This window comes from Paenibacillus plantiphilus, assembly GCF_927798095.1.
Taxonomy (GTDB): domain Bacteria; phylum Bacillota; class Bacilli; order Paenibacillales; family Paenibacillaceae; genus Paenibacillus_Z; species Paenibacillus_Z plantiphilus.
On record NZ_CAKMMF010000032.1, the window covers coordinates 46,707 to 65,249 of the forward strand.

The window sequence follows — 18,543 nt, forward strand, 5'->3', positions numbered from 1 at the left end:
CTCTTATTTGCTCTTCATTTTCACCACGAATCTGCCATATTGAAAAATACGCTCCAAGGATCGCTTCCGAATATCGGGCTCGTCGAATTTCATCGGTTTGGCGTTTGCTTCGAAAAACCAGATGTTCCCATCCGAATCGACGCCGAGATCCATGGACATCTCTACTAAGCTTTGACCTGATCCCCGTTCGATTTGCTTAGCGATGAGAAGGGAGGTGCTGCGCGCTTTTACTAGAAGCTTACGCGCCTCTTCTTGACCAAATGCACTGACAAGCAGCCGTTCCGGATCATCAATGCTCCCGCCCCGAGGCACATGAGTCGTAATGCTGAGCGTACCGGCTAACCTGGCTCCAATGCCGGATATGTCCCATTGACCTCGTTGATTCTTCTGTACAAGAGCCCGAAGATCGAAGCATCTCTCATTGAATGAAGCGAGCTGAATGCCCTGTTGCGCAATATATCTTTCTCCGGTGCTTTCCTTCTTAATCCGATTCCAGAGCTTCGTAATCGATCCGCAGTTGTAGGTAATGCTCTTCTTATCCGCTTGAATCTTAAGCTTGTAGGGAAACTGCTTCTCCGGCTGCAGCCGAAGGGTCATGATGCCTTTTCCGGCTTTGCCGCTTATCGGCTTCAAGTATAGGAAATTATGTTTAATCATCATTTTTCCTAGTCCTTGTCTGGATACCATGCGCCTCGTTGTTGGGATGAATGGCCTCGTTACTCTGGATTGCCGAAGCCATTTGAACAGACTCCATTTGTTGAAGAAAGAGGGATTGAACAGCGTTACCCGGGGATTATGGAGGCAGGCGCGAATCTTGCGCCTTACCCCGGGAAGCAGTTCATCCTCACGCAGCGGTATACGGTTGTAAATGAGGTCTGGAAAAGGGAACTTCTGCAGCTGCCAGCTTTCGGTTGCGTGGTCATAGTTGAAGCCGTTCAATTGATTTCCCGACAGCTTCAGATGTTTCACTGTCAGCACATAGACGATAAAGCCATGCTCGCGGCCGGTAAGAATCAGATCGGAGAAATTGGTGCGGTTGCCGCGGAATAGTTGAGCATCATCCTCAATGGTCAGGATGGCCAGAACTGGCTTCTTGCTCTGGATTTCACCAATTGCCGTTTCATCCTGGACTTCACATTCCATCTAACTGTCCCCCCCGTGGAACCTGCTCAGATACATGCAGTGATCCAGGATGTGGGAGAGTGAATCACGGCCTTGTGATCGCAGGGCAGGATGACTGAATATAGAGCGTCCGGGCTTGGCGTTCGCTTCGAACATCCAAACCTCGCCGTCCTTATCGATACCGATGTCAAGCCCAAGCTCGCCAAGCGTATGGGGGAAGTTGCGCTCAATGGCTTCCGAGAGCTTAATTGAAACCTCCTTCGCTTTAATAAGCATCTCGTCAGCGCGGTCGCCGAACGTTCTGCCAAGCGCCTGATCGGGCGTAAGCAGCGATCCGCCGTTCTTGATGTGGGTTGTGACGCTGCCTCTGCCAGCTTTTTTGGCGCCGATCCCTACAGGGACCCATTCATTGCTTCCGTTCTTATGCATATGAAATCGGAAGTCGATCGGACATCCGTCAATTTCGATGAGACGTACTCCTTGCTGGCTGACATAGCGGCCAAGAGTGCTGCCGTGTCTGGCTTGAAGCATGCGCATGAGACTGTTGAAGTTGGTGAAGCGGAGCAGCACGTTCGTATTGCCGCGACGATAACGGGCAAAGTATCCCCGCTTGGGGTGATAGGTTAGCCGGTAAATACCGATGCCAAGGCTGCCGGCAGACGGCTTGTAATAAATAAACTGATGCTTCTCCAGCATTTCTTTAATCTTCTCAGGCTTAGGATTGTTCACGGATTCGGGTAGAAATTGCAGTGCCTCAACGTCCTGATCCAGCAATTTGTACACATCTGATTTATTGAAGAAGCTCCAGTTGAAAAAAGGAATTTGCTTGCGGATAAACCGCTCGCGAAGAGACATGATCGTTGCCGTTGTCTCCGCTCTCCTGCTCGGAAGCCGGTTGTAGACAACATCTGGCAGCGGCACGACCTTGCGATACCACCCGCTCTGACCGTTCAGGAAATAGCCGTTGATCGTTTCCTGCTGCCAGTTAATATCGCGCGGAGTAAATGCAAACAGGTAAGCTTTGCGCTCGCCTGTGCGTAGCAGCTGCCGGATATATCCCGTTCTGTTGCCGAACGGCTGACCGGAGGAACGGTCGCCAGAATCTGTCAGTACACCGATCAGCGGACCGATCTGCACTTCGTTGTCCTCTGCTTTCAGCAGCGAGATGCTGCCCGTCTTGGGCACTCTTATAGACTGTCTGATGCCAGCGGATAGATAGAGGTGGTTTCCTTGGCGCTGGATGGGTTTCACATTGGCGATGATGGTTTCCTTGCCTAGCTTCAAATGAACCGTTTTTTTGCCGGACAGCTTGAGCGACTTGAGGAGCGAACCCGACAAGTAGACGATCTTTTCGCTGGCTGGTGAGAAATGTATATGGCATGATGTCAAACTCATGGATGAACCTCCTGGACGTATTTCCTTTGGAATCGGTCAACAGCAGCATCGTCGTGGTGATGGACAAGGTTCTGAACTTGAACGAAGGGATACCTGCGAGTAATAATCAGCTTGGCGTAACGCAGCGGCCGCTCAACAGCAAGTTTTGCAAGGTCCCGGTCGGCTGCGAAGGATGATCGCCCAGGTTTAGCATTAGCCTCAAGCAGCCATAAGCGTCCGTCAGGCTCAATGCCAAAGTCGAGCCCCAGCTCAGCGAAACGGCCGAATCGGCTTTCCAGGCAAAGGGCTGCATGCTCGCTTATCCGACGTATGCGTCGGAGCAGACTAGCTGCTTTATCCGGGCCGAAGCGCTCTTCCAGTGCATCCTCCGCATGTCGTGCAGCCCCGCCGCCGTGCAGGTTGGCGGTTATGCCACCGGCAATGCCTTCACGCAGGGCGGAGCCTGTCAGCGACCAGCGGCCGTGTTCATCCTTCTGAATGAGCGCTCGAATATCATAAGGCTTCCCATCCTGATCGACCAGACGCAGATAAGGCTGGACAATATAAGAGGAGGAGCCGATAAACCGCTTGAGGACGAGAAGTGCTTGGGCGCTTGCAGAATCATCGGTATCGGTAGGGGCGGAATTGCGTAGGAGCTTGCAAGAAATGGGCTTATTGCGGCGATTCCGCCCATCGAGCTCCCATCCCTTCGGCGTCTGCAGCAGCCGGATTGCGCCTCTGCCTTGCATGCCGGCGGATGGCTTGAGAAACAACCCTTGCAGGTAATCGGACATGAAATGAGCGAGTGTATGAATCCCTTCAAAGCGGTACGTCGGGGGCAAATATGGCCGCAGCTTATCATCCTGTCGCATTGCGGAATAGACCTCCCATTTGCCAGGGAGCTCTCCGTTCAACAGGATATACGGTTTGCGGCGCTGAAGTTGGGCCAGTATCAGGTTGTGTCGCTGCCTCTGCTCGGTGTTGCTGCACAATGATCGATCATAGACGCAATGGGGATAGGGAATGCAGGTGGCCTTCCACTGGCCATTCTCTAACAGATAGCCCGTCATGCCTCTTGTGCTGGAGCCGAAGCATGAGGTGTCGAATACACAGACCAACAGTCCGAGCTTCTTCCCCGATTGGCAAAGATTTCGGCAGTAGGCATCCTCGGGCAGCATGATGGGGCCATTCGCTGCTTCTTCCATACGGCCTGCCCGCTCGCTAACCATAACGCCAACAGTCGGAACGACCCCCATTAATCGTGTCATGCTTCAACCTCCCTCTAGAATTACCTTTCATTACATGACGATGGCAGAACGATCTTGCAAAGGTTCAAAAATCAGCCAAATGTCTGGCATAACGGATCATATTGCGGACAGACGGCCGAATCTTCTGATCCTGCAGAGGCGTATTGTCGTTCTTGGAGGGCTTGGAGTTCACTTCCAGCAGCCATACCCGGCCATTGGTGTCTAGCGCGAGATCGATTCCAAGCTCACCGAAATGAGCGGGGATATTCGTATCGATCCCTTTGGCAATTTCAAGAGCAGCGCGCTGCAATCGAGCAGAAGCATCCTGCCCCTGAGCGGCAGTTAAGCAAGACTTCGCAACAGCCTCTCGAACCGTGCTGAGTGTCCCGCCGCGCGCAAGGTTGGATACGAAGTGATGACTGCCTGCTGTTCGGGCAACGATGGAGGTTATCGTCCATTTGCCAGTTTCATTCTTTTGAACGAGGGCTCTGAAGTCAACCGGTCTGCCGTGAATATCGATCAGATGCAAGCCCTGTTGAATCTGATAACGGACCGTCTTCATCTTGCCGGAGATGGAAGAGAACAGCTTGAGCAAGCTGGAGAATTGCTGCCTTCGCGTACCGCCGACTGTCGCATACATGGCTTGAAACGTCTCGCGATCAAGTCTGGAAATACGGATAATTCCTTTGCCGAGACTTCCGCGAACCGGCTTGAGGAAGACGACAGGATACCTGGAGCACATCGCCTTGAGCATCGTGTAATTCCGAAGCACATGAGATTCCGGCAAATATTTCACGATCGTCGAATCTTTATGAAGCGCCTCAAAAACCTCGGGTTTATCCAGAAACTTTTCATTGAATACAGCTGTGTTATGGCGGATTTTGACTTCTTTCATAAAATGCTGTACGTCGGGTTTGTTCTCTAATTTGCGTGTTGTAAGCCGATTATTGACCACGTCGGGGGCAGGCACAGCCGTTTTGCGCCAGCCGTCCGAGTAGATCCAGCCTTCGATGCTGTTGTAATTGCCGACAATCTGGTTCGGTGTGAAGAAATATACATGAGCGCCTTGTGCGGCACATGCATCGACGAGCTCCTTGCAGAACAATGTAATGGAGCCGAATGGCCGATTGGGCACGCTTGGATCGTCGCGGCTTACAAGCACCCCGATGAGAGGACCTAGCGCAAGCGTGGAGGTCGTGCTGCGATATTGAATACGCAACGACGTACTGACATAGATGCCCATTTTCCTAGCTAGACTTTGCCCGATGCGCAATCCGTCGAAGCGCTCCACCGGTATCACTTTGACGGGGTGTCTGAATGCGCCGAATTTAATCGTTATCGGCTGTCCATGAGGGATCATCCATTGTTTCAGATAAGCTTCGCCGAGCATGATCGCATCATCCGGCAAGACGCCGGAGCTGATCACCTGTACGGCGACTTTCGATTTCAGCATCGCGGATCTCCTTCCAAGCTGGAGGATGACGACGTAAAGCGAGCGGTCTGTAAGTTTTACACGAATTAATTCATCATATGAGGACATCTATACCTTGGTGATTGGCCTTCCTTGCAGAATTCACAAAAGGAATGGGGGAATAGGCTGGAAAATCCGAGGTTTAGCAAAGGAATTCGAAAGGGGCTAAATAGCCGCAGACGTTGACGGCGCTGCATTTGTGGAAGGGCTGCCCAGCATTGCTCCTCCTTAGCGGCGAGCGAGCATAAGGAGACAATATTTGGGCAGGAATCCAATCGTGCGGCATGCTATTGCGTTATGCGCATTGATTGTCCGCTATCATAGGAGAAGCTGTCCGGTCATCAGTGATGAAGAACGGACAGCCTCCAGGTTAAGCGAGCTTCGATTTCGCTAGCTTGGAATTCGGTATTCTGATCGTAAACACGACACCGCGATCGATATCTGAATCGACAGATACGTGACCATTGTAGCTATGGACGCGCTCAAGGACATTGGCTAAGCCGAGTCCTGTATGGCCATCGGCTTTGGTGGTGTAGCCGGGATTGAACATCTGTTCAATCTCTTCATCCGTCAGCTGTTTACCTGTATTCGCTACAGTTATGTAGAGATCACTGTTATGGATATACATCTCCAGATGAACCTCCCGCTCGGATTCGGGCAGCTTGCTCACCTCATCGAAGGCGTTATCGACAAGATTGCCAATGATTCGTACCAGATCAATGCTTGTGACAGCGCTGAAGGTTAAGGATGCCGTATGAACAAGATAGTCGAAGCGGATCTTCTTCTCCATCGCAATCGCGGCCTTGGCCTGCACAAGCGCAGCCAGGGCGGGAGAGGGGAGCTCGACGACGGCTACATTCATGGACTGAATTTCCTTTACGACTTCCTCCATGTACGTTCGAAGCTGGTCGTACTTTTTGAGTGCGAGCATAGAATACATAACTTGAACATGGTTGGCAAAATCATGCCGCTGTCCGCGTATAGACGCGAACATGCGTGTCAAATCGTTAATGTACGTGTCCTGAGATTGATAGATACCTTCAATACGTGCGGAAGCAATGATACGCATAATCTTAATCGTCATATAGATGAAGAGCATGATCGAGAGTATAACTATAACTTGCATTGTAATAAGTTGAAGCGGTTTAATGAATATATGTGAAGATATAGTCATAAATAGAAAAATCTGAACGGCAACAAGCAGAAGAAGCATAAAGTACGGCATAGACCGAACATGAATTATAAACCGGCGAATTTGTTGTGCAATATGGATTTTTTTCCAATGCATGATACCGGTTGCGAGCGCAATAATGGCGAACCCGGGCCAAAAGAGAAGCAGTTTGAAGGCGACAATTTGATTCAGAACAGTATCATAACCACCGAAAAATTGGGCGATGAGACCGTAAATCATTTCAAAAACCGTCGAAAGGAGCATAAGAAAAAGAATAACTAATAATTTTATTTTTGGTTTCAATTCTGGAAAAATAAGCGAAATCAATACGTATATCGAAAGAAGGACATTAAATATATGAATCCAAGGCGGTATTAGAAAATAAGGGATATCAATATAGACGGCGTGCAGGATGCCGCAAATTACGATGCGCCTTGCGAAGCGTTCGGGGAAAAAGCCTAAACATACGAAGCTAAACCACAGGCCAATGATTGCCTGCGGAATGGACACAATAAAAATTAATTGCAGCGTGTTCGAAAGATAGTCTGGTGGTAAAGTCATACAGTGAAGCCCCTTTTAACCAACAGTTCTCCTGCAGCATTACTGGAAAGAGATGTTGTTTTATATATGATCAAATGTTTATCTCTAACTTTACTAGTTTTGCATCAAAATAGAAATGACCATCGAAGAACAAATTTAAGGCTGTCCTGTCATCAGTAATGAAGAAAGGACAGCTTCCAGGTTAGGCGAGCTTCGATTTCGCTAGCTCGGAATTCGGTATTTTGATCGTAAACACGACACGGCGATCAATGTCTGAATCGACAGATACGTGACCATTGTAGCTATGGACGCGCTCAAGCACATTGGCCAAGCCCAGTCCTGTATGGCCTTCGGCTTTGGTGGTGTAGCCGGGATTGAACATCTGTTCAATCTCTTCATCCTTCAGCTGTTTTCCTGTATTCGCTACAGTTATGTAGAGATCACTGTTGTGGATATACATCTCCAGATGAACCTCCCGCTCGGATTCGGGCAGCTTGGTCACCTCATCGAAGGCGTTATCGACAAGATTGCCAATAATTCGCACAAGATCGATACTTGTGACAGCGCTGAAGGTTAAGGATGCCGTATGAACAAGATAGTCGAAACGGATTTTCTTCTCCATGGCAATCGCGGCCTTCGCCTGCACAAGAGCAGCCAACGCAGGAGAGGGGAGCTCAACAACGGCTACATTCATGGACTGAATTTCCTTTACAACTTCCTCCATGTACGTTCGAAGCTGGTCGTACTTTTTGAGTGCGAGCATAGAATACATAACTTGAACATGGTTGGCAAAATCATGCCGCTGTCCGCGTATAGACGCAAACATTTTATTTAAATCACCAAGATATGCTTCTTGGGATTGATAGATGCCTTCGACGCGAGCATGAGCGATGATCTGGATGATTTTAATCGTCATGAAGATAAAGAGCATAATGGATAGGACGAAAGTAATTTGTATCGTTAGAATAGCATGCGTTCTAAAGAAAACATTAGAGAAAAAGATCATGAATAGAGATAACTGCAAGATAACGAGTAGAAGGAGCATAAAGTACGGCTTAGACCGAACGTGAATAATAAATTGGCGCAGCTGCTGCGCGAGATGGATTTTTTTCCAATGCATGAATCCTATTATGAGCGCCATCAAGCCGAATATCGGTGCAAATAATACAATCTGCCACAAAACCGAAACAGTAGTAAGCGTATCATTACCGCCGGAAAACTGGACAATAAGACCATAAATCATTTCGAAAATAATGGCAAAGATCAAATAAAAGAAGATTAACAAAATTTTTATTTTGGATTTCAACTCTGGGAAAATAAGTGAAATCAACAGATACATCGAAAGAACGGCATTAATAAAATTCGCCCATATATGTATAAGAAAATAAAAGATGTCGACATAAACGGAATGCGCTATAGCGAGGATCAGGATGCGTTTAGCCAACCGTTCAGGGAGAACCCCCATGCAAACGAAGCCAAGCCATAGTCCAAGTACAGCCTGCGGTATAGATAATATGAAAATTAATCGCAGCGTGTTCGAAAGATAGTCTGGCGGTAAAGTCATCATTCCAAGCCCCCGTTGATTAATGATTCTTCTGCAGTACTTCTGAGTAGAGATTCAGCTTTATCTATAATTACTTGGCTATCTATAATTACAAGGCTATCTTTAATATCGTTATAATATAAGTTGAACGTTTGAAATGAACAGACGTGTGCAGCGCAAGGAAAGTTCTTGCGAGCGCTGACGCTTCACCAGAATCATTTCCCCTGCTAAGCACTGTTGTTCTTTATCTCGTTCTATTCGTTAAGCGAACTTCGTTCTCGAATGCTTGGAATTCGGTATCTTGATCGTAAATATAATCCCGTGATCAATGTCAGAATCGACGGAAATTTGACCATTGTAGCTGTGGACGCGCTCAAGCACATTGGCCAAGCCAAGTCCGGTGTGTCCATCGGCTTTGGTGGTGTAGCCGGGATTGAAAATCTGCTCTATCTCTTCATCCGTCAGCTGTTTGCCCGTATTCATTACGGTTATATAGAGATCATTGTTATGGACATACATCTCCAGATGAACCTCCCGCTCGGATTCGGGCAGCTTGACCACTTCATCGAAGGCGTTATCGACAAGATTGCCAATGATTCGCACGAGATCGATGCTTGTAACAGAGCTGAAGGTTAAGGATGTTGTATGAACAAGATAGTCGAAACGGATTTTCTTCTCCGTCGCGATCGCGACCTTCGCCTGAACGAGCGCAGCCAAAGCGGGAGAGGGAAGCTCGACGGCGGCTACATTCATGGACTGAATCTCCTTGACGACTTCTTCCATGTACGTTCGAAGCTGATCGTGCTTCTTGAGCGTGAGCATCGAATACATGACCTGAACATGGTTGGCAAAATCATGCCGCTGTCCACGTATAGACGCGAACATGCGTGTCAAGTCATTGATATATGTATCCTGAGATTGATAGATGCCCTCGACACGAGCTGAAGCGATGATCTGCATGATCTTGATCGTCATATAGATGAAGAGCACGATTGAGAGGATGAACGTAACCTGCAACGTTAGAATATGAAGTGGTCTAACGAATATGTGGGAAGAAAAAATAATAAATAGAAAAACCTGCACAATAACGAGTAGAAAGAGCATGAAGTATGGCATGGATCGAACATGAATAATAAAATGGCGAAGCTGTTGTGCGATATGGAGTTTTTTCCATTGCATGAACCCTGTTATGAGCGCGAAAACCCCAATTCCCGGCCAAAAAAGCAGCAGCTTGAAGGCAACAAATTGATCGATAACGGCATCATGACCACCGAAAAATTGGGCAACAAGACCGTAGAATAGCTCGAATATGATCGCTAGGATAATAACAAAGACAATAACTAATATTTTTATTTTCGGCCTTAGTTCCGGGAAAATAAGTGAAACCAACAAGTATAACGAAAGAATGAAATTAATTATATGTGCCCATGTAGGGATGAGAAAAAAAGGAATGTCGACATAAATGGAGTGGACAATACCGCAAATTACGATACGCCTTGCTAGGCGCTCGGGGAAAAATCCTAGACAAACGAAGCTGAACCAAAGACCTATTAATGTCTGTGGAATCGTTACTATAAAAATTAATTGCAGCAAGTTCGAAAGGTAGTCTGGCGGTAAAGTCATGCTTTTAAAGCCCCTTTTGGCCAACAATTCCCTTGCGAAATGACTGGCAAGAGCTGCTGTTTTATGTATATATGTATGTCTATTCACTAACTTTACTAGTTTTATGGCGTAATAGAAATATATAATGCAGCTAAAAATAGACATTCGAAGAGCAAATAAAAGGCTGTCCGTCATCGATTATGATGAGCGGACAGCCTTATTGTTAAGCAAATTTAGCTTGAGCGCTGCTTGTTTCCGGAATTTTAATTGTGAAGACGACACCGCGCTCCATATCCGATTCAACGGACACTTTGCCGTTGTAGCTGCGGACGCGTTCAAGCACGTTGGCAAGTCCAAGGCCCAAATGCCCATTTGACTTTGTTGTATAGCCGGGCTGAAAAATTTGAGCGATCATATGGGTGGAGAGCTGATTCCCTCGATTAATGACGGTTATATACAGCTCGTTGTTGTGTACGAACATTTCCAGATGCACGCCGCGTTCGGCTTCTGGCAGCTTGACTACTTCATCGAAGGCATTATCGACAAGATTGCCGATTATTCGCACGAGATCGATGCAGGTGACGGAGTTGAAGGTCAAGGATGTCGTATGAATCAGATAGTCGAACTGGATATTCTTCTCTGCAGCAATGGCGGCCTTTGCTTGAACGAGCGCAGCCAGCGCTGGAGATGGAAGATCGACGATAGCCACGTTCGTCGATTGAATTTCATTGACGACTTCTTCCATATAGGTTTGAAGCTGTTCATATTTCTTGAGCGCGAGCATGGAATACATGACCTGAACATGATTGGCAAAGTCGTGCCGCTGGCCGCGGATGGAAGCGAACATATGCGTCAAATCTCTGATATAGGTATCCTGAGACTGGTACATGCCCTCGATGCGCGAGCAAGCGATGATCTGCATAATTTTGATGGTGATGCAGATAAAGAGCATAATCGAGGTGATGATCATGATCTGCAATGTTTGAGCATGAAGCGGTTTAATAAAAACATGAGAGAAGAAGATCATGAATAGGACGACTTGCACTAACACAAGTGATAGCAGCATGAGGTAGGGTCCCGATCGAACATGGATCGTAAATGCGCGCAGCTCGCGAGCAAAATGGATTTTCTTCCTAAGCATGAATGCCGTCAGGAAGGCGATGGCAAGAAAACCTGGCCAGAACAGCACTATTTTGAACAGAATCGAATTGTAAAGGATTTGCTCATACCCGCCGAGAAGAATGGCGAAATAGGCGTAGATCAAATCAAAGCAGGCAGAGATGGCCGTCATGAAAAGAATGACAAAAAATTTATTCTTCATTCTAATTTCCGGGAAAACGAGTGTCAGAAAAAGAAAAGGAGAGAGCAGTGAATTCAATATATGAACCCAGGATGGAACGATGAAGAAGAGAACGGCCACATATACGGATTGTATGATGCTGTAAATGATCATTCGTTTGACGTAGCGATCCGGCAAGAGTTTCAGACTTACGAAGCTGAACCAGATTCCAGTCAAAGATTGCGGAATACACATAATGAACAAAAATTGCAACGTATTTGAAATATAATCCGGTGGTAATGTCATCATTGGGAAGCCCCTTCAGGTTAACAGCACTACTTGCTGCTGGAAGACAGGCGAGTGGCTGATGTGATGTGTGAGGTATGTATTTATCGCTACTCTCTAATTTACTTCCTTTCTGCTAAAATGGAAATATGTAAAGTGATAAATGTATATAATTGGAGGATACATGGATGACTAAAGGCTTGCAAGGGTTTGACTCTCCAACGAAGCATGAGCGGCTCATGTTATATATAGGCAAGCTTGAGATCGGCGCAAAAATATCAGTCAGAACGATGGCGGAAGAGCTCGGTGTCAGTGAAGGAACGGCCTATAAAGCCATTAAAGAAGCAGAATCTCTAGGGCTGGTCAGTACGAAGGAGCGGATCGGAACTGTACGGATCGACAGGAAGAAGAGAGGCTCGCTGGATCGGCTGACCTTCGCCGAGGTTGCGGATATTGTCGAAGGCCAGTTATTCGGAGGCGCAGCAGGCCTCGACAAGACGCTTCACAAATTCGTCATCGGCGCGATGGAGCTTGATGCGATGGTCCGTTATATTGATGCGGGAAGTCTGCTTATTATCGGTAACCGCGAGAAGGCTCACCAATGCGCGATAGAGCAAGGAGCGGGGGTTCTTATAACAGGCGGCTTTGGGACGAGTGATGAGGTGATGAAGCTGGCGGATGCCCATGGCTTGCCGATTATCTCTTCCAAGCATGATACGTTTACGGTCGCCTCGATGATTAACCGGGCGATGTTCGATCGATTAATCAAGCAGAAGATTGTTCTGGTGGAGGATATCGTTACATACAGCCGTCCTGTAGAGACAATGCGGCTTGGCGAGACAGCCGCTCAGTTCCATGAACAGTCAGGCCGGACAGGAGGTTCCCGGTTTCCGGTGCTGGATGACCGGCGCAGGGTAGTAGGCATGATGACGGCGAAGGATGCTGAGGGCGCATCGCCCTCCCAACTGGTGGACAAGCTGATGTCCCGTCATCCGATAACGGCAGCGCCGAACATTCCTATTGCATCCGCAGCGCTTACGATGGCAGCAGAAGGAATTGACCTGCTGCCGATCGTTGACAAGAATCGGAAGCTGCTCGCGGCGCTTAGCCGCAGCGAGGTGCTGGAGGCAATGCGTTACACGGGCAGGCAGCTGGAGTCTGGTGATACATTTGATGATCTGATAAGAGCTGGATTTGAGAAGCTGGGCAGTGAGCCTGGGGGAGAGTGGATATACCGGGGGCGGATCACGCCGCAGATGTCCGGCTCGCTCGGAACCATATCCGAGGGCGTTCTTGTTACACTAATGACGCAAGCTGTACATGGTCTTGTGCGGGAGCTGGGCAAGCGTGATCTTGTAATCGAGAGCATGACGACCTATTTTGTGCGGCCGGTCCAACTGGACAGCATCGTATCGATTAAGCCCAGACTGCTGGAGATGAGCCGCAAAAATGTGAAGCTCGAAGTTGAAGTGGAGGATCAAAGCGGGCTGGCCGCCAAAGCGATGCTGACGGCGCAACTGATTGATCCTTTCTAAACAATTGTGCCGATTATCGCTTCATTGCATTGTAAACGCTATGATTGCGCAGTCCAGCGAACAGATTGAACAACCCCATAATCAGGAGCAGCGTACCGATAATAACTTTTATTGTAGAGCCGGTATAGGCTAGCATAAAGAATAAAGCGATAAACACCAGCATGACGCCCATACTCATGTTGAGCCGGGCAGTGTTCAAGCCGCGCAGCCGGCTGTCGGACTGGCGACGCGCTTTGATGCTGAAAAATACGGACAGCAGAGAGGTCATGCAAATTCCGATAATAATAACCCAATGCAAGGCAATTTCCATAATTGAATGCGCAGCTCCTTTGAATTCGTTTAACGTCATTATTGTATCAGAAAGACAGGCAATTGGCGAAGTGCGAGGGGAAGAACGCTGTTTCGGTCAACCGGGAGGGCGTTCATACAGCCTGGCTTTGAACCATACGCGCAGCACATTGTCCACAATAAGCATGGTTTTGATTTCTACTGTGTATTCCTTGCTGGCAGCAGAATATATCTTTTTGTTCAGCAGAAGGCGGGCCAGCTCCGCATTGGAGTCGATATCATAGATGCTGGTGCCGATGAAAACGTCCAGATCCTTCTTTAATCTCCGTTTCAATTCCGCTTTAGTCAGTTCGTCGACCTTCTTCTTGACAACGCCGTTCTCTCTCGTTTCTAGCAAAATGGGCAGCACGGTTTGAACGATGGAATGCTGGTTTCTATATTGCGTTAATTTGTGTATGCGATCCTCGTAGTCAGCAAGCTTGTCCTCCAGCTCGGAATTGATGGTTCTGAGCGCATTGAAATTCATCAGATAAACCGCATGATAAGCAATGGCTCCGAAGATGGCTCCAACGAGCAGAATCGCAACCGTTTGGGTGAAGGAAGCATAACGTTCGAAAGGCGGTATTCTCATTGCTTAGACCGCCCCTTTGCAGAACCAGCGAATGAGCTCCGTACCCATATGAGCGCCTAGAAAAGCACAAGCAATATATCCGAGCTGCAGGGCGACGGGATGAAGATGGCCCTCCAGCATGTTGCTCTCGATGACCCGCAGCGGATCGATTGTGCCGCCGACAGCAGCGACAATCGCCCATATTTTGAGTCTGGATGCAGTATCCAGCATGATGACAGCAGGGGGAGTCAGCACGAAGACTGAACCGATGCCTGCGAGCATAGAGCCGCCGAAGACGACCCCGAATGCGATGAAGAAGTCGATTGCCGCTTTTTGCATGAAGGAATCCATTTGGCGGCGCACCCCCTGTACATTCTTTTTGAGGAACTCTTGTCCCTTCCTTATCTCATTGTATGGGCTTGCAGGGTGTCAATATGATAAACTAGTAAAAATGATCGTTCGATTGAAAGAAGGAATGTGTAGTGGTGAGCGGCGGCGGCAATTTCGTACATTTGCACGTTCATAGTGAATACAGTCTGCTCGACGGCGCAGTTCGTATCCGCGATCTGGTTGCCCGTGCGGCGGAGCTTGGCATGAAGGCGCTGGCCTTGACGGATCACGGTGTCATGTATGGCGCCATTCCATTCTATAAAGCATGTCGTGAACGGGGCATCAAGCCAATTATTGGCTGTGAGGCTTATTTGACGACGGGCTCCCGGTTTGAGAAAGGCGCCCGCAAGGATAATCCAACCTACCATCTAATATTGCTCGCCCGCAATGAAACGGGTTATCGGAACCTGATGAAGCTGTGCTCAATCGGGCATTTGGAAGGCTTTCATTATAAGCCGCGAATTGATATGGAATCGCTGGCAGCGCATGGGGAAGGCCTGATCTGTTTAAGCTCCTGCCTTGGCGGTGAAATATCGCAGCATCTGCTGCATGACCGGATGGAGGAGGCGCGGAAGGCGGCTTATCGCTACCAGGAGATATTCGGCGAGCACTTCTATCTGGAGCTTCAGGACCATGGATTGCTGGAGCAGAAGAAGGTTATGAAGGCGATGATAGAGCTGTCCCGTGAGACGGGGATTCCGCTGGTGGCGACGAATGATGCCCATTATTTGCAGCCTGCTGATGCAGCCGTTCAAGATGTGCTGATCTGTATTGGGACGGGCAAGACGGTTGAGGATGAGGGCCGCTTCAGAATGGCGACAGATCAGCTGTATTTGAAAAGCGCAGAGGAGATGGAACGCTTATTCGAGCATGTGCCGGAGGCGGTGGCGCGGACGGCGGAGATTGCGTCCAAATGCGAGCTGGAGCTGACGTTCGGGAGAGCGATGCTCCCTTCTTTTCGACCAATTCCCGGTGAAATGACCTCGGCTTCTTATTTGGCGGCGCTATGCCGTGAAGGTTTGGAGAGCCGTTATGCCGGGAGCAGCCAATGGACAGAGGACGCAGCCTTCAAGGATAAAGCGATTCAGCGCTTGGAGTATGAGCTTTCTGTCATTGAAAGCATGGGGTTCAGCGATTATTTTCTCATCGTATGGGATTTTATTCGATATGCCCATGAGCAAGGCATTCGCACAGGTCCTGGACGGGGATCGTCTGCTGGCAGTCTGGTTGCTTACACGCTGCGAATTACTGATGTTGATCCGATCAAATATAAGCTTTTGTTCGAGCGGTTCCTTAATCCAGAGCGGATCTCGATGCCGGATATCGATATTGATTTCAATGACGAGCGCCGCGATGAGGTTATTGAATATGTATCGACCAAATACGGTGATGAGCATGTCGCCCAGATTATTACGTTCGGAACAATGGCCGCCAAGGCTGCCGTACGGGATGTGGGCAGAGCGCTCGCAGTCCCTTTCGGAGAGGTGGACAAGGCGGCAAAGCTTATTCCACACCAGCCTGGCATTACGCTGGAGGAAGCGCTGAAAGCGAGCTCGGAGCTGCGTGACGCCTGTCAGCGCCAGCCGCGCACAGACGAGATGCTGAGGATGGCGTTGAAGGTGGAGGGCATGCCGCGCCACGCATCGACGCATGCCGCAGGCGTTGTCATTTCAGGGGAGCCGTTGACCCACTATGTTCCGCTGCAAGAGGGGACGGAGGGGACGCCTCTAACGCAGTATTCTATGGAGCATCTGGAAGCTGTCGGACTGCTTAAGATGGATTTTCTGGGATTGCGAACGCTCTCGATTCTGGAGCGGACGCTGGACTGGGTGAAGCGGCAGCATGGCATCACAATCGATTTTCGCCAGATTGCCGACGATGATCCGTTAACCTACGAGATGCTGACTCGCGGAGAGACAACGGGGATTTTTCAGTTGGAGTCCGCCGGTGTGCGGCGGGTGCTGCGGGAGCTGAAGCCTACGCAGTTTGAAGATATTGTCTCGGTCGTGGCGCTGTATCGTCCGGGTCCGATGGAGTTTATCCCCAAGTATATTCAGGGCAAGCACGGTGTCGTGAAGGTTGAATATCCGCATCCGTCTCTGGAGCCGATTCTGTCCGATACTTACGGGATTATCGTATACCAGGAGCAGATTATGCAAATAGCTTCTGCAATGGCGGGCTTCTCGCTTGGCGAAGCGGATCTGCTGCGACGAGCGGTTTCCAAGAAGAAACGCGAGGTGCTCGATGAGCAGCGGGCACATTTTGTGAAGGGAAGTTTGGGGCAGGGCTATTCGGAGGATGAAGCTAATTACGTATACGATATGATCGTACGGTTTGCGGATTACGGCTTCCCGCGCGCCCATGCCGCCGCTTATGGCGTGCTTGCCTTTCAGACGGCATGGCTGAAGGCGAATCATCCCGTGCCGTTCATGGCGTCGATGCTGGCTTCGGTGACGGGCAATCAGCGGAAGACAGCCGAATTCGTGGATGAATGCCGTCGCATGGGCATTGACGTGCTTCCGCCGGATGTGAATGAAAGCGATGTGACGTTCACGCCAGTAGGCGGTGCTGTACGATTTGGCCTTGCGTCGATTAAGAATGTCGGCGCACAGGCGATCGAATCGCTGCTGAAGGAGCGCGTGGAACGGCCATTCGACAGCTTGCTGGATCTGTGCCGCCGCGTTGATCTGCGGGTTGTGAACAAGCGGGTGCTGGAATCGCTCGTTCAAGCGGGGGCTTGCGATACACTGGCTGAGCATCGCGCGCAGCTGGTCGCTGTCGTTGAAGAAACCGTAGAGGCAGCGTTGAAGTGGCGGAAGGAGCGCGAGGAGCTGCAGATCGAGATGTTCGGCTTTGACGAGGTGCAGAACTGGGATGTTGCTCTGCCGGATGTGAAGCCGTTCACTACGGGGCAGCTGCTGGCGCTGGAGCGGGAATTGCTGGGGCTGTATCTGTCCGGCCATCCGCTGGATGACTATGCGGATACACTTTCGGAGCTGCCGCTGGATCGGCTGGTCGAGCTTGGCGAAGCACCGGAGGGCAGCCTTGCCATGGTCGCCGGCATGGTCGTATCGCTCAAGCCCTTCACGACGCGCAAGGGGCAGGCGATGGCGTTCCTAGAGATCGAGGATCGCATCATGCGCGTCGAAGCGGTCGCTTTCCCCACCCTGTGGAAGCGGCACGCGCAGCTGTTGGAGCAAGGCAGCCTCGCCATTATTCTGGCGAAGGTGCAGCATCAGGACGACGACTACAAGCTGCTGGTCGAGGACGTCGTCCCGCTTGGCCGCTCGGACCGCGACCTTGCGGGAGAGGTCCGGCGGCTGGAGCAGTCGCGCGCGCGGGCGGAAGCGCCGGCTGCGGCCGCAGGGCAGCCGCAAATGCGGCGGGGCGCGCACGCGGCGGCGGCGGGAGCGGCGCGAGGCGTGGTAGCGCCAGCGGAGGCTGGGGGCACGCCTGCAGAAGCAAGGCCAGCGGGAGCACCGCAGTCGGTTGCAGGCAGGGGGAGCGAAGCTTCCTTCCGCCAAGCGCCACAGCAGAAGCAGCAGCGGGTTTACATCAAGATAGCTGTCGGACGGGAGGAGCCTGACACGCTGAAGCAGTTGAAATCACTGCTAGCTGGGAGCGCAGGTCCTCTTGAAACCGTTCTATTTTATGAGAACAAGCAGCAAACCGTGGTGCTAAACGACACTTATCGGGTGAAGCCCTCGCCTCATCTTATCGCGCAAATCGAGAGCTTGCTTGGCAAAGGCTCAGCTGTTGTAAAGTAAAGCATGTCGGAGCAGCCTGCAGAAGTAACGCTTCGGAAAGTTGAATTGCAACAATCGTCCTTTGAGAAAGTCAAACCAGTCATTGATGACGAAGCGCCGAAAAACCACTTGGAGCTGTCGCTGTAAGCAGGAATTTCCGCGTTACAACACAGAAAAAAGCAGTGAGATGCGCTGTAAGCCTGAAAAACCTTCTAACAGATGACGAAGCTCCGAAAAACCACTTGGAGCTGTCGCTGTAAGCAGGAATTTCCGCGTTACAACACAGAAAAAAGCAGTGAGATGCGCTGTAAGCCTGAAAAACCTTCTAACAGATGACGAA

The 18,543-nt window shown here is 49.9% G+C and carries 13 protein-coding genes; 2 read left to right on the forward strand and 11 right to left on the reverse strand.

The window, feature by feature from the left end; all coding sequences use genetic code 11:
• Nucleotides 1-3: 3 nt before the first annotated feature.
• The 8 genes from L6H65_RS22275 to L6H65_RS22310 all read right to left on the reverse strand — a co-directional run bounded on the left by L6H65_RS22275 (nt 4) and on the right by L6H65_RS22310 (nt 11,658).
• On the reverse strand, nt 4-1,143 hold the full coding sequence (locus tag L6H65_RS22275; RefSeq protein ID WP_236345018.1) for a YheC/YheD family endospore coat-associated protein: 1,140 nt from the start codon (nt 1,141-1,143) through the stop codon (nt 4-6).
• Complete coding sequence (locus tag L6H65_RS22280; protein ID WP_236345019.1) at nt 1,144-2,517, reverse strand: YheC/YheD family endospore coat-associated protein; 1,374 nt, start codon at nt 2,515-2,517, stop codon at nt 1,144-1,146.
• The gene (locus L6H65_RS22285; protein WP_236345020.1) at nt 2,514-3,764 is read right to left on the reverse strand and encodes a YheC/YheD family endospore coat-associated protein; all 1,251 of its coding nucleotides are present in this window, start codon (nt 3,762-3,764) and stop codon (nt 2,514-2,516) included. The genes L6H65_RS22280 and L6H65_RS22285 overlap by 4 nt, the downstream gene beginning before the upstream one ends.
• A gap of 64 nt (nt 3,765-3,828) precedes the next feature.
• Entirely contained in the window at nt 3,829-5,196 is a 1,368-nt protein-coding gene (locus L6H65_RS22290) for a YheC/YheD family endospore coat-associated protein (RefSeq protein ID WP_236345021.1), read from the reverse strand.
• A gap of 388 nt (nt 5,197-5,584) precedes the next feature.
• The gene (locus L6H65_RS22295) at nt 5,585-6,946 is read right to left on the reverse strand and encodes a sensor histidine kinase (protein WP_236345023.1); all 1,362 of its coding nucleotides are present in this window, start codon (nt 6,944-6,946) and stop codon (nt 5,585-5,587) included.
• Nucleotides 6,947-7,127: 181 nt separating this feature from the next.
• Nucleotides 7,128-8,492, reverse strand: a complete 1,365-nt coding sequence (locus tag L6H65_RS22300; RefSeq protein WP_236345024.1) for a sensor histidine kinase — start codon at nt 8,490-8,492, stop codon at nt 7,128-7,130.
• Nucleotides 8,493-8,729: 237 nt separating this feature from the next.
• On the reverse strand, nt 8,730-10,091 hold the full coding sequence (locus L6H65_RS22305; protein WP_236345025.1) for a sensor histidine kinase: 1,362 nt from the start codon (nt 10,089-10,091) through the stop codon (nt 8,730-8,732).
• A 202-nt stretch (nt 10,092-10,293) separates the two neighbouring features.
• Nucleotides 10,294-11,658, reverse strand: a complete 1,365-nt coding sequence (locus tag L6H65_RS22310) for a sensor histidine kinase (protein WP_236345026.1) — start codon at nt 11,656-11,658, stop codon at nt 10,294-10,296.
• A 164-nt stretch (nt 11,659-11,822) separates the two neighbouring features.
• Here L6H65_RS22310 and L6H65_RS22315 point away from each other — a divergent pair, with 164 nt between their 5' ends.
• Complete coding sequence (locus L6H65_RS22315) at nt 11,823-13,169, forward strand: DRTGG domain-containing protein (RefSeq protein ID WP_236345027.1); 1,347 nt, start codon at nt 11,823-11,825, stop codon at nt 13,167-13,169.
• A gap of 13 nt (nt 13,170-13,182) precedes the next feature.
• Here the strand turns inward: L6H65_RS22315 and L6H65_RS22320 are convergent, their stop codons facing one another.
• The 3 genes from L6H65_RS22320 to L6H65_RS22330 form a co-directional block, all read right to left on the reverse strand.
• Nucleotides 13,183-13,479 carry a YtpI family protein gene (locus L6H65_RS22320; RefSeq protein WP_236345028.1) on the reverse strand — a complete coding sequence of 99 codons (297 nt, stop codon included), beginning with the start codon at nt 13,477-13,479 and terminating at the stop codon, nt 13,183-13,185.
• Nucleotides 13,480-13,575: 96 nt separating this feature from the next.
• Nucleotides 13,576-14,088, reverse strand: coding sequence for a sporulation membrane protein YtrI (locus tag L6H65_RS22325; RefSeq protein ID WP_236345029.1), 513 nt, complete (start codon nt 14,086-14,088; stop codon nt 13,576-13,578).
• A 3-nt stretch (nt 14,089-14,091) separates the two neighbouring features.
• Nucleotides 14,092-14,418, reverse strand: a complete 327-nt coding sequence (locus L6H65_RS22330; protein ID WP_236345030.1) for a YtrH family sporulation protein — start codon at nt 14,416-14,418, stop codon at nt 14,092-14,094.
• Nucleotides 14,419-14,552: 134 nt separating this feature from the next.
• Here L6H65_RS22330 and L6H65_RS22335 point away from each other — a divergent pair, with 134 nt between their 5' ends.
• Nucleotides 14,553-18,224, forward strand: a complete 3,672-nt coding sequence (locus L6H65_RS22335) for a DNA polymerase III subunit alpha (protein WP_236345038.1) — start codon at nt 14,553-14,555, stop codon at nt 18,222-18,224.
• The last annotated feature ends 319 nt before the right edge of the window (nt 18,225-18,543 follow it).

Bases quoted from the DNA above. Each gene is read 5' to 3' on its own strand.
- L6H65_RS22295 (WP_236345023.1), bottom strand. From the start codon at position 6,946: ATGACTTTACCACCAGACTATCTTTCGAACACGCTGCAATTAATTTTT.
- L6H65_RS22320 (WP_236345028.1), bottom strand. From the start codon at position 13,479: ATGGAAATTGCCTTGCATTGGGTTATTATTATCGGAATTTGCATGACC.
- L6H65_RS22290 (WP_236345021.1), bottom strand. From the start codon at position 5,196: ATGCTGAAATCGAAAGTCGCCGTACAGGTGATCAGCTCCGGCGTCTTG.
- L6H65_RS22325 (WP_236345029.1), bottom strand. From the start codon at position 14,088: ATGAGAATACCGCCTTTCGAACGTTATGCTTCCTTCACCCAAACGGTT.
- L6H65_RS22330 (WP_236345030.1), bottom strand. From the start codon at position 14,418: ATGGATTCCTTCATGCAAAAAGCGGCAATCGACTTCTTCATCGCATTC.
- L6H65_RS22300 (WP_236345024.1), bottom strand. From the start codon at position 8,492: ATGATGACTTTACCGCCAGACTATCTTTCGAACACGCTGCGATTAATT.
- L6H65_RS22285 (WP_236345020.1), bottom strand. From the start codon at position 3,764: ATGACACGATTAATGGGGGTCGTTCCGACTGTTGGCGTTATGGTTAGC.
- L6H65_RS22310 (WP_236345026.1), bottom strand. From the start codon at position 11,658: ATGATGACATTACCACCGGATTATATTTCAAATACGTTGCAATTTTTG.
- L6H65_RS22280 (WP_236345019.1), bottom strand. From the start codon at position 2,517: ATGAGTTTGACATCATGCCATATACATTTCTCACCAGCCAGCGAAAAG.
- L6H65_RS22305 (WP_236345025.1), bottom strand. From the start codon at position 10,091: ATGACTTTACCGCCAGACTACCTTTCGAACTTGCTGCAATTAATTTTT.
- L6H65_RS22275 (WP_236345018.1), bottom strand. From the start codon at position 1,143: ATGGAATGTGAAGTCCAGGATGAAACGGCAATTGGTGAAATCCAGAGC.
- L6H65_RS22315 (WP_236345027.1), top strand. From the start codon at position 11,823: ATGACTAAAGGCTTGCAAGGGTTTGACTCTCCAACGAAGCATGAGCGG.